The following is a 14,208-nucleotide window of genomic DNA, read 5'->3' as shown; positions in this document are numbered from 1 at the left end:
GCCCGCCGGTTCCCCGCCCGTCATCCGGGGAACCGGCCCGCGGCGATGCGCGAGCGCGGCCGGTTCACGGCGTCTCGCGGGAGAGCGCCTGCCCTGGCTGGTGGGACTGTCCGGCGCCGGGGGTGCGTCGGCGGCGCCAGGTGCGGGTGTCGCGGGGCTGGGCGTACAGCTCGGTGTGTGCCGGCACGCCGCGCAGCAGGGCCCGCTCGCGGGTGATCTCGGCGTCCAGCTCCAGGCCGAGCAGGATTGACAGGTTCGACAGCCACAGCCAGACCAGGAAGATGATGACGCCGGCGAGCGTCCCGTAGGTCTTGTTGTACGAGCCGAAGTTCGCCACGTACACCGCGAAGCCGGCGGACGCGGCGAGCCAGAGCGTCACGGCGAGGGCGCTGCCCGGCGTCAGCCACCGGAACCCCGGCCCCCGCACGTTCGGCGTCGACCAGTACAGCAACGCGATGACCATCGACGCGAGCACGGCGAGGATCGGCCATTTCACGTACGACCAGGCGTGCAGCGAGTGCACGTCGAGCCCGAGCACGTCGCCGACCCGGTCGGCGAGGCCGCCGGAGATGACGACGATGCCGGTGCAGGCCGCGAGCAGGATCACCAGCAGCACCGTGACGGCCAGCCGCAACGGCACGACCTTCCAGGCCGGACGGCCCTCGGGTACGTCGTAGACCACGTTCGCCGCCCGGATGAACGCGGCGATGTAGCTCGACGACGACCACAGCGCACCGACGAGACCAACCGCGGCGAGGACGCTGCCGGTACCGGGGCTGGCGCGGATGCCCGTGACGGAGTCGCGCAGGATGTCGCGGGCCGAACCCGGCGCGAGCTGCTGCACGTTGGTGAGGATGGTGTCGGCCGCCGACTGGCTGATGAACCCGAGCGTCGAGACCAGCACCAGGAGCGCGGGGAAGACCGCGAGCACGCCGTAGTAGGTCAGCGCGGCCGCGCGGTCGGGCAGCTCGTCGCCGCGGAACTCGCCGATCGTGCGGCGCAGCACCGCGAACCACGACCGCGGCCGCAGCTGCGGCTGCCGCTCGAGCTCGGCCGATACCCCGGTGACGGTGCCTTCACCGGACGCCGCTGCCGGCCGCCCGGCCGGCCCCTTGCCGGGGGCGGCCAGGACTGCGGGCGCCGGCGGTGCCGTATGGAGGGTGAGATCCTGCGGCTCGGCGCTCGCCGCCGCCCGCTTCCTCTCGCGTCGACGACGTCGCCAGCTCGCAGCCATGACCATTCTTTTACCGTGCCGTCCCAGGCGAAACCGCATCGACCGCCAAGATCCCTGAACAGCCTGGACCGGCCGGGCCCAGTTCGACGATGGGCGGAGACCGTCGGCAGGCGTGAGGTCACCTGAGGCAGGCGTTCCTGCCCGATCTCGCGGCTCATCGAGAGACGGCGCCGCGCCGATGGTTGGCGCGACGCCGTTCTGGTCGGGTGGGATCGGCTCTCGGACAGGTCAGCGGATCTTGAGGACCAGGTCGTAGGAAGGCGTGGAGGTCGACCGCAGCGGGCTGTCGAGTTTCCCCACGGCCAGCGTGTACCCGCCGGCCCGCAGGTTGCCGCCGCTGGCGAGCGGGGCTAGGTACAGGTAACGGCCGGTGTAGTTCGGGCCGGAGCCGGTCCACTCCGCCGCGCTGGAGGGAATCACGGTCAGAGCGCCTCGCAGCAGGCGGGGATTCACCGCGGACCGGGTATTGCGTCCCAGCGTGAAGCGGGCGCCGATATAGGAGGTCGGCCGCGCCGTCGAGGACAGCGCGAAGGAGAAGTAGGCCGTGTTGTATCCGGCGCCTGAGATCAGCGGTGGGCACCGACGGATGACGATGCTGCCCCGGACGGTACCGAGCCGGTAGGGGTGCGAGTAGGAGCCATCCCCCGAAAGGCCTGAACAGGACCGGGTCGCGGCATCGGCCGGCGTGGTGGTGGCCACTGTCACCAGAGCCGCGAGCAGCGCCACCAACGCGACGGTGCCCCGAGTCAGACGGCCCACGACGGGCGCCGAACTCGGTCGAGCAGGCATGCGAATCATTGCTCCCCCGAAGCATGAAGAGAAGGTGAGAGATCTGGCCGGTCGCCGTGACGTCTCCCCGCGCCGCACTCGTCCTCGACGTTCGGCGCCCGGCGTGACCGAGACGGCGATCAGGGCGGCCCGGCCGCCCCCGATCGACCGGGCCGGGGAAAACGTAGCCGGATTTCGGTGCCCCCAGCCGGCGTCCGGCGGCACAATAGGTACCGGTTGTCCTGTCCTGTCCGCCCGGGACAGTCGGATCGGCGGGAACGCAGACCTGTCCGAGTGGATAAAAATGGACCAAACGGACAATCTTGCGCATGAAATCGGCTCACGTGAAAGCCGCAGACCACCAACGAACGGAAGCGATGTCGCGCACGGGGGAAACGTCGCACATGGCCGAGTCGCCGCCACAGGGCCCGGACGGGGTATCCAGCTACCAGGATCTGCACGAAGCGATCACCGGCCTGTGGGGGAGGTCCAACGACCGGTCGGTCGAGTCACGGACCGGCCTGTCCAAGACCACTATCAACGACCTGCGAAATCGGCGCCGTCGGCTCACCGAGCATTCGGTGACCCGGATCGTCGAGGCCTTCGACCCGGCCCGCAGCGCGGCCTGGCTGGCCGCCTGGTACCGGCTGCAGCGCACGGCCGGCCTGGGGCAGGAGCCCGTGGGGCAGGAGCCCGAAGCCGGCCCGTCCGGGACCGGCCCGTCCGGGACCGGCCCGTCCGGGACCGGCCCGTCCGGGACCGACCCGTCCGGGACCGACCCGTCCGGGACCGACCTGTCCGGGACCGACCCGTCCGTGACCGGGCCGTCCGTGACCTACCCGTCCGAAGCCGTCCCGGCGCGACCTCGCGAGGGCCGGCCGCAACGAGACGGGGAACGGCCCGGCGGACAGCGGCGGGCGGTGTCGGTCAGGACGTTGTTCGGGGCGGCGATCGGCCTTGTGGGGGTGGGGATCGGCGCCGGTGTCGGTCTGGGTGCGCTGCTGTTCGGCGGCGGCACCGTGCCGCCGGCCGCGGTGCCGGCCGCGCGGGCCGCGGCCGGCCCGCACGGCTGCTTCAACCTGCCACTGCGGACGGCGGCTACCGTCGTCGACCAGCGCGGCGCAACCCAGTACGGCGTCCGGGTCATCGAGGCCTCCTACACGTACCAAGCCTCCTGGAATCCGGCGCTGGAGGTGGGCGGCCGGCTTTCGACGCCGGTACCGGTCGGCAAGGAGCTCGTCGGCGCCGGCTGGGCCGATCCGGCCACGACTGATTCGACGCCCCGGCACAACCCGGGTAACGGCCGCTATTACCCCGGGGACGTGTTCACCGTCTCCGACGAGCTCTGCTTTCGCGGACCGCGCGGCATCGTGGGTTACCCGGGCTATCCCGGAATCACGACTCGCATCTACGTGATGCTGGTCGACAGGGGTGCGGCGTCGCTGCTGGCGCGCGACGCCGAACGACTTGACGGTTTCACCGACAGGGACCTGGCCATCCGCGGAGCCGACATGATCGGCTACTTCGACGTCCCGTCGGCCCACGTGTCATCGCCGTTCAGGTGATCCACCGGCTGGGCCGTGCCTTCCGGTTCCGCTGGTGACGACATCGGCGATCGCGGCAGCCGGTACCGGTTCGCCGTGTCCCGTGACGGCCACCGCGGCCGGGCGGTCGCGCCCCGCGGCCGTATCTGCGTGAGCAGGGCCGGGCCGGCGGCCCAGGCGCCGGTTCCGGCGGCGAGGCAGACGAGGAGCACGACGGGCGGGGGCAGGTGCGGCAGGAGCGCCGGGTAGATCGCGTAGTGGGTCAGGTAGATCGCGAGCGATGCGCTGGCGAGCAGCCCGGCCACGCGGGCAGCGGGCCGCGGCAGGGCGATCGTCGGAAGCAGGACGATGGCGAGCAGGCCGGCGGTGACGATGGTGTCGCGAGTCAGGTTGGTGAAGTATCCGGGGACCAGCAGCAGCACCAGGGCGAGCACGGCGAGTCTGCGGGTGCGGGTCACGGCGCGGTGAGCGAGCCAGCCGAGTACGAACAACCAGGCCGCGCCGTGCGCGGTGTAGAACTGCTCGGGGAAGTCGTCGCGGTCCTGGGCGAACTGGTTCGCGGCCAGGGCGAGGGCCAGCACCACGGCGGCGGCGGCGAAGGGTCGGCGGCGCTCGAACCGCCGCACGGCCGGGATCGCGGCGGCTGCGCCCAGCACGAGCAGGATCTGGACAAGAACCTCGATGTACCAGTAGCCGGCGGCCGGGGACCGGTGCAGGTAGCTGTTGACGAGCAGGAGGTTGTCCCACCCGACGTCGTCGCTGACCAGGACGCGGTACCCGATCCAGAGCATGGCGGGGATCGCGATCCGGGCCGCGCCGCGCAGGATGCGGCGCGCCGCCGGACCGGCCGGAGCGAGGGCGAAGCGGGCGAAGGTCCAGCCGGAGACGGCCAGCATCAGGTGGGCGCCGCCAAGCAGATGGAAGGCCCCGATGTGGTTGGCGGCCACGAGCGTGATCGCGACCGCGCGGAGCACGATCGTGGTCTCCACGCGTGGCAGGCGCCGGTGCCGCGGCCGGAGCGCTTCGAGGTCGCGCACCGGGGTCGTGGGCCAGCTCGGCGGGACGCGGCCGATGAGCCGTTCCAGGTCCAGTGACACCGCCACGTATGACAGGGAGTCCCCGCCCAGGTCGACGAACGTGTCGTCGCCGGTGATGGGGGCGCCGGGGAAGGCGGTGGCGAACACCTGGCGCACCGACCCGGCCGAGGGTCCCTCACGCCGCGCCCCGGGTAGCCGCGCCAGCGCGGGGTAGTCGATCTTGCCGTTGCCGAGCCGGGGGAGTTCGGTCACCGGCTGGACGAGGATGTGCCGCCGCGGCACGGGCAGGTGCGTGGCCAGCAGGTTCCGGGCGGAGCGGGCGTCGTGGCCGGTCACGGCGACCACGAGGGTGTCCTCGGTGCCGGTACACGCGGCGTCGTGGCCGTGCTCGCGCAGGAGGCACTCGACATGGTCGAGGTCGACGCGGTGGCCGAACAGTTTGCAGAATCGGTTCGCTCGCCCGGTGACCTCGTAGCTCCCGTCCGGGCGTCGCCGGCCGAGGTCGCCGGTGGCGAGCACGTCGACGGTGCGCCCGAGGGCGAGGTCGGCGGGGCGTTCGGCATAGCCGAGCATGACATTGGGTCCGCGGTAGACCAGTTCGCCGGCGTCGGGGGCGTCGCCGGTGGGCCGGATCTCGAACGCGCCACCGGGGATCGGCACGCCGATGGTCGTGGGGTGGGTCAGGGCCAGCTCGGGCGGCAGGTAGGCCATGCGCGCGGTGGCCTCGGTCTGGCCGTACATGACGAAGAACCGCCAGCCGCCGCGCTCGGCCAGCCGGGCGTAGCGGCCGACCTGTTCCGGTGCGAGTCGGCCACCCGCCTGGGTGACGTACCGCAGGCTGGGCAGGCTCATCCGGCCGAACCCGACCCGGTCGAGCAGGTCGAAGGTGTACGGGACGCCGTGCAGGCTGGTGCCGCCGTGCTCGCGGAACATCGCCCAGAACTCGGGTTCGACGACCGATCGGTCGGTCAGCAGCACGGCGGCGCCGCGTGCCAGGTTGCTGTTGAGCACCGACAGGCCGTAGCAGTAGTGGATGGGCAGCGACAGCACCGCGCGGTCAGTGTTCCGGATGTCCAGGTAGTCGCCGATCGCGGTGGCGTTCGCCTGCACGTTGTCGTGCGAGAGGCGTACCAGCTTCGCCGAGCCGGTCGAGCCGGAGGTGGACAGCAGCAACGCGAGGTCGGGATGCAGCCGGTGCGCCGTCCCCGCGCGCCGCTCGTCCACGGCCGACCCGTCTCCGGCCACGACATCGGGGTCGTAGCGTGCGACGAGGGCCTCGTGATGCTGGTGGTCGGTGGCGAGCAGGACGGGGTGGCCACCGTGCAGGGCCGCCAGATAGGCGACGACGGCGTCGACGGTGTTACTTCCGGTGACGAGCACCAGCCGGCGGATGGGGCCGATCCGCTCGGCGACCTCGCCGACCCTCCCCGCGAGCTCGATGTAACTCAGCGTAGATCCATCCGGGTCGACCAGCGCCGGCCGGTTGCCGTACCGGGCGATCGCCCGCACGAACGGCACTCCACGGCCCGCGCCCTCGACATCGGCGGGTCCGGCGGGTGACAGGAGCGGCGTCGACACCGGATTTAGTACTCCTACCTGCATCTACCGGTAGCTGCCGGCACTGGAACCAGGGGAAACGATTGGGTAGGTTAACCTAACCGAACATCAACGGTAGATCTGTGGCGAAGGGCACAGAACGCGCAGGTCAGATGCCGCTTTAGAGATCATTTCACGGTGATGCTGGTTAAGGTATACCTGAGCTAACAATCGAGGGAGAGGGAGCGTATGCGTCGGTCGAGGCGGGCCCTGCCCGTGCTACTCAGCGTGACCCTGGGTGCGGCGCTCGCTGCCTGCGGAGGCGGGTCCGGAGCCGACGGCAATGCGCTCACCGTCTATGGGGCTCCGCACGGAGAGCTACTCAGCGCGATGGCAGACGGGTTCACGCAACAGACCGGGATCAAGGTCAACGTCAGGCCCGGCGCCGACGCGGAGCTGGCCAACCAGATCGTGCAGGAAGGCAAAGCCTCGCCGGCCGACGTGATCATGACCGAGAACTCGCCCGCGATGGGGCTGGCGGACAGCAGGGGCCTGCTCGCCCGGGTCGACACCGCGACGGTTGCCCAGGTGCCGAGCAAGTTCGTGCCGTCGAGCCACAACTGGGTCGGCTTCGCCGCGCGCTCGACCGTGCTGGTCTACAACACCAAGGCGCTGGCCCCCGGGCAGCTCCCTGTGTCGATCATGGATCTCGCCCAGCCGCAGTGGCGGGGCCGGGTCGGCATCGCTCCCTCCGGAGCGGACTTCCAGGCGATCGTGAGCGCCGTGCTCGCGCTCAGGGGCGAGACGGCCACGCGGCAGTGGCTGGACGGGCTCAAGGCGAACGCCAAGGCCTACTCCAACAACATCGCCATTCTCAAGGCCGTCAACTCCGGCGAGGTCGCCGCCGGGGTGAGCTACCACTACTACTGGTACAAGGACCGCGCCGCGGGGGGCGTCTCCAGCGGCAACGCCGAGCTCAGGTTCTTCGGCAACCAGGACCCGGGCGCGTTCCTGAGCACCTCGGGCGCGGGCGTGCTGGCCTCCAGCAAGAAGCAGCCGCAGGCCCAGCAGTTCCTGGCGTACCTGACCAGCGAGGCCGGCCAGAAGGTGCTCGCCGCCAGCAAGGCGATGGAGTACCCACTCCTGCCCAGTGTGACCAACTCGGTGCTCAGGCCGATCAGTGTGCTCGATCCGCCCGAGGTGGACCCGGCCAAGCTCAACGGGCCCGAGGTGGTCACGCTGATGCAGAAGGCGGGGCTGCTCTGACCAGCTCGGTTCCGGCCACCGACGCTCAACCGGCCACTGACGCACATCCGGCCACGCCGCAGGTCGCCCAGGACCTGCCGCGCGCGCTGGCCCTCGCCCACGGGCGCCTTCCGTCAGCCGTGCCCGTACTGGGGGTCCTGGTCGCGCTGTTGGTGCTGCTGCCGCTGGGGTTCGTCGCCAGTTATGTGGCGACCTCGAGCTGGGCCGAGATCCGGCAGCTGGTGCTGCGGCCCCGCACCGCGGAGCTGCTGTGGAACACCAGCCGCCTGATCGCCGGATGCGTGCTGGCCTGCGCCGTGCTCGGGACAGCGACGGCGTGGCTGGTGGAACGCACGACGGTGCCGTGGCGGGGCCTGTGGCGGGTGCTGCTGGTGGCCCCGCTGGCGATCCCCGCCTTTGTCAACAGCTACGGCTGGGTGTCGCTGCTGCCGGGGGCGAGCGGCTACGGCGGGGCGCTGCTGATCGTGACACTGTCGTACTTCCCGCTGGTGTACCTGCCGGTGGGGGCTGCCCTGCGCGGGCTCGACCCCGCGCTGGAGGAAAGCGCCTTCACTCTGGGCCGCGGTCCGCTGCGGGTGTTCTGGGGGGTCGTGCTGCCGCAGCTGCGCCCCGCACTGGCGGGTGGCTGCCTGCTCGTGGGGCTGCACCTGCTGGCCGAGTTCGGCGCGCTGCAGATGCTGCGGTTCCCGACCTTCACCGTCGCGATCTACGAGCAGTACCAGTCCTCGTTCAACGGCCCCGCGGCCAACATGCTCTCCGCCGTGCTGCTGGCCTACTGCCTGCTGCTCCTGCTCGCCGAGCTGCGGCTGCGCCGCCGCGCCCGCTACGCGCGGGTCGGCTCCGGCGCCGCCCGGCCCGCTCCCCGCGTGCGGCTGGGCGCCCTGACGCTGCCCGCCGTGGCGGGGCTGGCGCTGCTGGCCGCGCTGTCGCTCGGAGTACCGCTGGGCAGCCTCGTCTACTGGCTGGCCAAGGGCACGACCAGCCACGTGGCCTTCGGCCCACTCGGGGTGGCCGCGGCGACCTCGCTCGGGCTCGGAGCCACCGCCGCCCTGGTGACCGTGGCGCTGGCGCTGCCGGTGGCCTGGCTGGACGTGCGCCGCCCCGGTCGGCTGGCCACCCTCATCGAGCGCAGCACCTACTTCGGCAACGCGCTGCCAGGAATCGTGGTGGCGCTGGCGCTGGTGACGATCAGCATCCGCGTCGTCCCAGCGCTGTACCAGACGGTTCCGCTGCTGACGGCGGCCTACGCGATCCTGTTCCTGCCGCGCGCCGTGGTGGGTGTGCGGGCCGCGCTCGCCCAGGCGCCCCCAGTGCTCGACGACGTCGCGCGAAGCCTTGGCCTGTCCGCGATGGCCGGCCTGCGCCGGGTCACGATCCCGCTGACCGCGCCCGGACTCGGCGTGGGGGCGGCGCTGGTGTTCATCGCGGTCGTGACCGAACTGACCGCGACGCTGCTGCTCGCCCCGACCGGTACCCAGACCCTGGCTACCCGGTTCTGGGCCAGCAGCGACGGTCTCGCCTACGGCGAGGCCGCGCCCTATGCCGCCGTGATGGTGCTGCTGTCGACACCGGCCACCTACCTTCTGACCCGTGACATGAGGAGGGCGTCCTCCGGATGACAGCACTGACCGTGCAGGGCGTCACGAAGTCGTTCGGGACGACCCGGGTGCTCCACGGGGTCGACCTGGACGCCCCCGCCCGTGGCCTCACCGCGATCCTCGGCCCCTCCGGCTGTGGCAAGACCACCCTGCTGCGGCTGATCGCCGGGTTCGCCGACCCCGACACCGGCACCATCACCCTCGGCGAGCAGACCGTGTTCGCCGGCGGGCGCTCGGTGCCGCCGCAGCGCAGGCGGATCGGCTACGTGCCCCAGGAAGGCGCCCTGTTCCCGCACCAGAGCGTGGCCGCCAACATCGCGTTCGGTCTTTCCCGGCGCGAGCGGCGGTCCGGGCACCGGCTACGGGAGCTGCTCGACCTCGTCGGGCTCGACCGGGAGATCGCCGGCCGCAACCCGCACGAGCTGTCCGGCGGCCAGCAGCAGCGGGTCGCCCTGGCCCGAGCACTGGCACCGGAACCCGACCTCGTGCTGCTCGACGAACCGTTCAGCGCGCTCGACGCCCGCCGACGGGACGACACCCGCCGCGCCGTCGCCGCCGCGCTGCGCGCTGCCGGGGCCACGGCGGTCCTGGTCACCCACGACCAGGCCGAAGCGCTGTCCATGGCCGACCAGGTCGCCATCATGCGCGACGGGCGCCTGGTCCAGATCGACCGGCCTGCCACCGTCTACCGGCAGCCACGTGATGCCGGGATCGCGCGCTTCCTCGGCGAGGCCGTCCTGCTGCCCGCCGACGTCATCGACGGCAAGGCGAGGTGCGCACTGGGCACCCTCGTCGTTCGCACGCCCAGCGTCACCGGCCCGGCCGAGGTCCTCGTCCGCCCCGAGCAGCTCCGCCTGCGCCACGACGGCGACGGGCCCACAGCGACCGTACGGGAGATCAGCTACTACGGCCACGACGCCGCGGTGCGACTGACCCTGCACCCCGACGGGCTCCCGATCACCGCCCGCCTCAGCGGCACGGAGCTACCCGAACCCGGCAGCGAGGTCCGGGTCACCGTCACCAGTGACGTCCTCGCCTACCCCACCCCGGACACCCGCGGGTCCCGCCCTCCGGGCGAAGCGCTGGTCCGCCACCAGTAACCGTTCGACGTGGTCGTCCACGCCTGCTGCCAGGCCCCCACGGGACACACGGTTGCTCTTGATCTGCCGGTGGTCGAGGGTAGCGACAAGCACCCTGTCCGACCGTGTAACATCGCAGTCGTACGCGGGTGAGACACCCCGCTACCACCTGTCCGGGTGGCGGAATGGCAGACGCGCTAGCTTGAGGTGCTAGTGCCCTTTATCGGGCGTGGGGGTTCAAGTCCCCCCTCGGACACAGCCAGTAGGCCCACCGATGATCTCGGTGAGACCTCAGCCGAGACCACGTGGGTCTCGTGATCGTAGCTTAGACGCAGCCCGAGTTGGCCATAGATCTCCGCTTTGTCGGCTGCCTCTGCCGCGCGGATGACGTCGATGATCTCTCCGAGGCCTTCGACGATGTTCTTGATCTCCTGACGGGTGAGGCGAGGCGGTGTGGTCTTCGTGCGGGCTCCGGCCCGTGCGAGGGCGGCCACGGCCGTGGCGCGTTCGGCCTGGGTCTCGTTGATCCACCCGGTCACGAGGATGGGGTCGGCGCCGGCTTCGAGGGCGGCACGGTGTTGGGCGAGCCTGCGGTCGCAGGCGGCGATCGTCCGGCGGATCGGGTCGGTCAGGGCGGTCGTCTCCTCGGGCTGTTGGTCTACGAGCGCGTCCAGGGTGGCCGTGAGCCGCTGCGGGTCGAAGGCGCTGGCCAGCCAGGCGTCGAGGTCGGGGAGGATCGCGTCCTCACGGAGGTAGACCGCCAGCGGATGGTCGATCAGGTTGGCGATCGCGTATTCCTGCGGGTAGCGGCAACGGTAGTGGGCGTGCCCATGGTTCCAGGTGCCCTGCATCCGTCGGCCGCACTGATGGTGAACCAGCAGGCTGCGCAGGGCGTAGGGGTGCGCGGCACGGACCTTCGGCCGGTCGGAGCTGGGCCCTCGGCGGGCGCGGCGTTCCTGGACTGCGGTGAAGGTCGCCCTGTCGATGATGGCGGGGTGGGCGGGCCGGTCGGACCAGACCCACTGCTCCCGTTCGTTCCACTTCAGCTTGGTCTCGTAGCCGAGAGCGACGTCGTCAACGTCGAGAAGGACCTCGGCCTTGTGCTGCTTGTTCCAGACCTGGTAGCCGGTGTAGCGCGGGTTCGCGAGGATGGCCTGCACCGCGCCCTTCGACCAGGCGATGCCGGTGCGGTGCCGGTTACGGGCCCGGTCGTAGGCCGATGGTGAGGGGATGTCCTCGTCGGTCAGTGTCTGGGCGATCAGAAAGAACCCCATGCCGCCCAGGTACCAGCGGAAGATCCGTTCCACGACGGGTGCCGTGACCGGGTCCTTCTCCAGCACGTGGAGACGCTTGCCGTCGGCGGCCTTTGCCGGGTTGGGATGGGGACCGGCGTCGGCGAGACGGTAGCCGTAGGGAGGCCGTCCACCGAGATAGCGGCCTTCGACCTTGGCCTGGGACTGCATCGCGGACCGCACCCGAATCTTGATTCGGTTTCGTTCGCCCTTGGACATGCCCCCGAACACGGACATGATCAGATCGTGGGCCTCGGAGGCGGGGTCGATGGGCCCGCCGACTTCTGGAACCCACAGGGTGACTCCGTAGTGCTCGAAGACGGGCATGGTCAGGCCGTACTGGTTGCCGTAGAACGCCCGGTGCGGCTCGCCGATGAGCACCGCGTCGAATCCACGGTCGGAATGCGGGAGGTCCTGAAGCAGACGCGCGGCCTCTGGGCGACGCTTCCAGGGCAGGGAACGGGACTGGCCTACATCGAAGTATTCGGTGGCGACCTGCCCGTGGCCGTCGATGAGGGCGCGGGCCCGCCCGAGCTGCCAGCTGCGCGACGCTTCCGGGTCCTGCTGGTCCTCGGTGGACACTCGGCCGTAGAAGGCAAACCGGATCATGGGCTCTGCCCTTCAGGATGGTCGGACGCAGACCGGTCAGGTCGATGCGCCGCGGGGCGGCCCACCCCGTGCCCGACTGGCCTCGGAGGAGCGGCGACTGGCCCTCGCTGCGTACAGGATACGCAGCAACAGCCGCGCGACGTCCGGCGTAATGACGGGCGGGGTCTCCGGTGGGATCAACCGGACCGCCTCCCCTACCGAGACGCCATTCGCCGAACCCAGCGAACGGCCGGCGCTTCTGGGAGACCCGTCGCTGTTCCCACACTCTGTTCGACTCCGCTCCCCCGTCGCGGACCCTGGCGCGCCGGAATCGGGTAGCGCTGCCGCAGACCTTGCTGGTGGCCTTGTCTCCGTCATGGGCGACAAGATCGGAGGCAAGGACACCGCCAAGGACCTCACGGAAGTCATCGCGGCAGCGGCCAGGCTGATGCACGCATCGCATTGCAACCCCACGAACCGTCACGGCACATCTGCTCACGAGCTGTGCCAGAAGCTGCTGTTCCCTACCTGCGTACGACCCATCGGTGATCGACCCGGGTCACTGAGTCTCTCCTGGTAACGTTTCTATAGCATTGTGTGACATCGATGCCGTGTCGTGGTGTGCCAGGCTGCAGGTCGTCCGCCATACTGCGCGAACCCGTGCCGCCTCTGCTCGGCCGTCCCTCCGTTCTCGATGCGAGGCCCGGTCGGCTCATAGAACATCCGCCTGACGAGGTTGCCGAGGTCCGGGTGCATCCGGAACTGCTTGTCCAGCCGGATGGTCCTTTCCTCGGTCCGCGCGTACTGGAGCAGCAGGAAGAGACGTTGGAACAGGCTGGTGCGCAGCGCGGTCAGCCAGTCGTCCTGGTCCGTGTCGTCCACGCCCAGCTTGCCCAGCTGCTCCTCGAGATTTCTTTGCAGGATGTGCGGCAGTCTGGCGTCCGGCGCTGCTCCTGAGGGCTACTCGCGGCGGCGTCGCCGAGGACGTTGTGACCCTTCGCCGGGCGCGGACGCCCGACGCTGCCCTGCCCGAGCAGCATATTTCGGACGCCTGTTCCCGGCGCGTCCGCAAGATGGCGGTGATTCCGCCCGGTTTATGTCGGTTTTGGGTTCGGAAGGTACCGGGAGACGGCGAACCGCTTCGGGTTCCGAGGCTGGCGGATGCGATGGCGATGTCTCTTGTCGAAGGGCCAAGTGCCGCGTGCCTGACCGTCTGGTCGAGGCGCGGGCCGGGCCCGGCATGCACCCGGGTTCGATTCACAGTGTGATCAAGAGGGGGCGCCGCGATCTTTTCCGCGAGTGGCGGCGTAGGCCTCGATGTCGCTGGTGTTCCAGATGAGGCCGGCGGACAGCTCGGCGATCGGTCGGGGGAAGGCGGGGTCGTCTCGTAGTAGCCGGAGGACGTACTGACGGGAGACGCCGAGGCGGTCGGCGACTTCGCGGGTTCCCATCACCGGCGGTGCCACGAGGCGATCATATGGAGTTGTCAATTGACAACCTCGAACAGAAGGGGGATGGTTGTCAATTGACGACTACGCCAGATGGTGTGTGTCGCTGACGGTCCCGCCGGCCGCGAAGGTCGGCGGCGGGCCCTGGCTACCAGGAGGCCGTAGATCATGAATTACGACCCGATCCCTGATCCGATCGGTGGTCCGCTTCTCTCGTCTCAGCCTGTCCGCGTGGCGACGATCGTCCACGCGCCCGTGGTGGATCACGGGCTGACGGTTGATCCGGACGCGACGGTGGCGCAGGTGTCCGCGGCGCTGGCCACGCTGCCGGTGGACGCCCTCTTCACCGAACACTTCGGTGACGTCGAGGTGACCCTCGTCTTCCGGGAGCCGCTCCCGAAGAGCTAGTCCGCCTCGGCGCTGATCTTCCGTGGGAGCGCGCAGCTCGGTGAGAGGCCTGCCGTGCTCGCGTCACGCGGGCGCACGGCAGGCCGTTCTCAACGGCCAGTCGTGGTTCCTGGGAGCTTGCGCGTAGCGCAAGCTCCATATGTGCCGACGGAGGTTGGTGACGCCGGGTGTCGTGCTTTTTTGGGGTGTAGTTCGCTCTGGTGACGGGTGCGGCCGACTGCGTCTCGGCTGGTTGCGCCCAGCTCGCCACGGGCCGCCTTCGCCGGCGGCCTGCGGAGGGGCTTCAGGCGGCGCTTCAGACGCCGTGGCATAGCGAAGGGCCGGCGCCTCCCGGTGGGAGTGGGCCGGCCCTTCGGGTGTGCGTTTGGGAGTTAGCTGCCGAGGGCGGGGCGGCGGGTGGTGGTCAGGCG

The 14,208-nt window shown here is 70.6% G+C and carries 10 protein-coding genes, 1 tRNA gene and 1 pseudogene; 6 read left to right on the top strand and 6 right to left on the bottom strand.

All coding sequences use genetic code 11. The annotated features are described in order from the left end of the window. Positions 1 to 64 precede the first annotated feature (64 nt). Together C1A33_RS11820 and C1A33_RS11815 are read right to left on the bottom strand one after the other, a co-directional pair. Entirely contained in the window at positions 65 to 1,234 is a 1,170-nt protein-coding gene (locus C1A33_RS11820; protein ID WP_101831594.1) for a YihY/virulence factor BrkB family protein, read from the bottom strand. Between the two features lie 228 nt (positions 1,235 to 1,462). Then, a complete protein-coding gene (locus tag C1A33_RS11815; protein ID WP_101831561.1) occupies positions 1,463 to 1,993 on the bottom strand; it encodes a hypothetical protein in 531 nt (176 codons plus the stop codon). A gap of 386 nt (positions 1,994 to 2,379) precedes the next feature. Here C1A33_RS11815 and C1A33_RS11810 point away from each other — a divergent pair, with 386 nt between their 5' ends. After that, a complete protein-coding gene (locus tag C1A33_RS11810; protein WP_133150646.1) occupies positions 2,380 to 3,567 on the top strand; it encodes an XRE family transcriptional regulator in 1,188 nt (395 codons plus the stop codon). Here C1A33_RS11810 and C1A33_RS11805 read toward each other — a convergent pair. After that, entirely contained in the window at positions 3,522 to 6,161 is a 2,640-nt protein-coding gene (locus tag C1A33_RS11805) for an AMP-binding protein (protein WP_207770270.1), read from the bottom strand. The genes C1A33_RS11810 and C1A33_RS11805 overlap by 46 nt on opposite strands. Positions 6,162 to 6,368: 207 nt before the next feature. Here C1A33_RS11805 and C1A33_RS11800 point away from each other — a divergent pair, with 207 nt between their 5' ends. The 4 genes from C1A33_RS11800 (at position 6,369) to C1A33_RS11785 (ending at position 10,318) form a co-directional block, all read left to right on the top strand. After that, the gene (locus C1A33_RS11800; protein WP_101831558.1) at positions 6,369 to 7,385 is read left to right on the top strand and encodes an iron ABC transporter substrate-binding protein; all 1,017 of its coding nucleotides are present in this window, start codon (positions 6,369 to 6,371) and stop codon (positions 7,383 to 7,385) included. Positions 7,386 to 7,504: 119 nt separating this feature from the next. Then, the gene (locus tag C1A33_RS11795; RefSeq protein ID WP_243407450.1) at positions 7,505 to 9,004 is read left to right on the top strand and encodes an ABC transporter permease; all 1,500 of its coding nucleotides are present in this window, start codon (positions 7,505 to 7,507) and stop codon (positions 9,002 to 9,004) included. Then, positions 9,001 to 10,083: an ABC transporter ATP-binding protein gene (locus tag C1A33_RS11790; protein ID WP_101831557.1), complete on the top strand. Its 1,083-nt coding sequence runs from the start codon at positions 9,001 to 9,003 to the stop codon at positions 10,081 to 10,083. The genes C1A33_RS11795 and C1A33_RS11790 overlap by 4 nt, the downstream gene beginning before the upstream one ends. 150 nt (positions 10,084 to 10,233) lie before the next feature. Beyond that, positions 10,234 to 10,318 (top strand) — tRNA-Leu (locus C1A33_RS11785). Positions 10,319 to 11,060: 742 nt separating this feature from the next. Here C1A33_RS11785 and C1A33_RS36525 read toward each other — a convergent pair. The 3 genes and pseudogenes from C1A33_RS36525 to C1A33_RS11770 all read right to left on the bottom strand — a co-directional run. Then, positions 11,061 to 11,963, bottom strand: a pseudogene (locus C1A33_RS36525) (recombinase family protein); the annotation flags it as partial. A 564-nt stretch (positions 11,964 to 12,527) separates the two neighbouring features. Further along, positions 12,528 to 12,824: an AAA domain-containing protein gene (locus tag C1A33_RS11775; RefSeq protein WP_101831556.1), complete on the bottom strand. Its 297-nt coding sequence runs from the start codon at positions 12,822 to 12,824 to the stop codon at positions 12,528 to 12,530. A gap of 386 nt (positions 12,825 to 13,210) precedes the next feature. After that, the gene (locus tag C1A33_RS11770) at positions 13,211 to 13,408 is read right to left on the bottom strand and encodes a helix-turn-helix transcriptional regulator (RefSeq protein WP_243407449.1); all 198 of its coding nucleotides are present in this window, start codon (positions 13,406 to 13,408) and stop codon (positions 13,211 to 13,213) included. Positions 13,409 to 13,621: 213 nt separating this feature from the next. On the opposite strand from C1A33_RS11770, the gene C1A33_RS11765 reads away from it, so the two are divergent. Further along, positions 13,622 to 13,798 carry a hypothetical protein gene (locus C1A33_RS11765; RefSeq protein ID WP_243407448.1) on the top strand — a complete coding sequence of 59 codons (177 nt, stop codon included), beginning with the start codon at positions 13,622 to 13,624 and terminating at the stop codon, positions 13,796 to 13,798. Positions 13,799 to 14,208: the final 410 nt, after the last annotated feature.

This window comes from Frankia canadensis, from assembly GCF_900197875.1.
GTDB classification, from domain to species: Bacteria; Actinomycetota; Actinomycetes; order Frankiales; family Frankiaceae; genus Frankia; species Frankia canadensis.
The sequence above is the reverse complement of the archived record's forward strand: the minus strand, read 5'-3'. Positions and strand labels throughout refer to the sequence as shown.

Excerpts from the sequence above, each read along its gene's own strand:
- C1A33_RS11820 (WP_101831594.1), bottom strand. The coding sequence starts at position 1,234 with ATGGCTGCGAGCTGGCGACGTCGTCGACGCGAGAGGAAGCGGGCGGCG.
- C1A33_RS11810 (WP_133150646.1), top strand. The coding sequence starts at position 2,380 with ATGTCGCGCACGGGGGAAACGTCGCACATGGCCGAGTCGCCGCCACAG.
- C1A33_RS11800 (WP_101831558.1), top strand. The coding sequence starts at position 6,369 with ATGCGTCGGTCGAGGCGGGCCCTGCCCGTGCTACTCAGCGTGACCCTG.
- C1A33_RS11790 (WP_101831557.1), top strand. The coding sequence starts at position 9,001 with ATGACAGCACTGACCGTGCAGGGCGTCACGAAGTCGTTCGGGACGACC.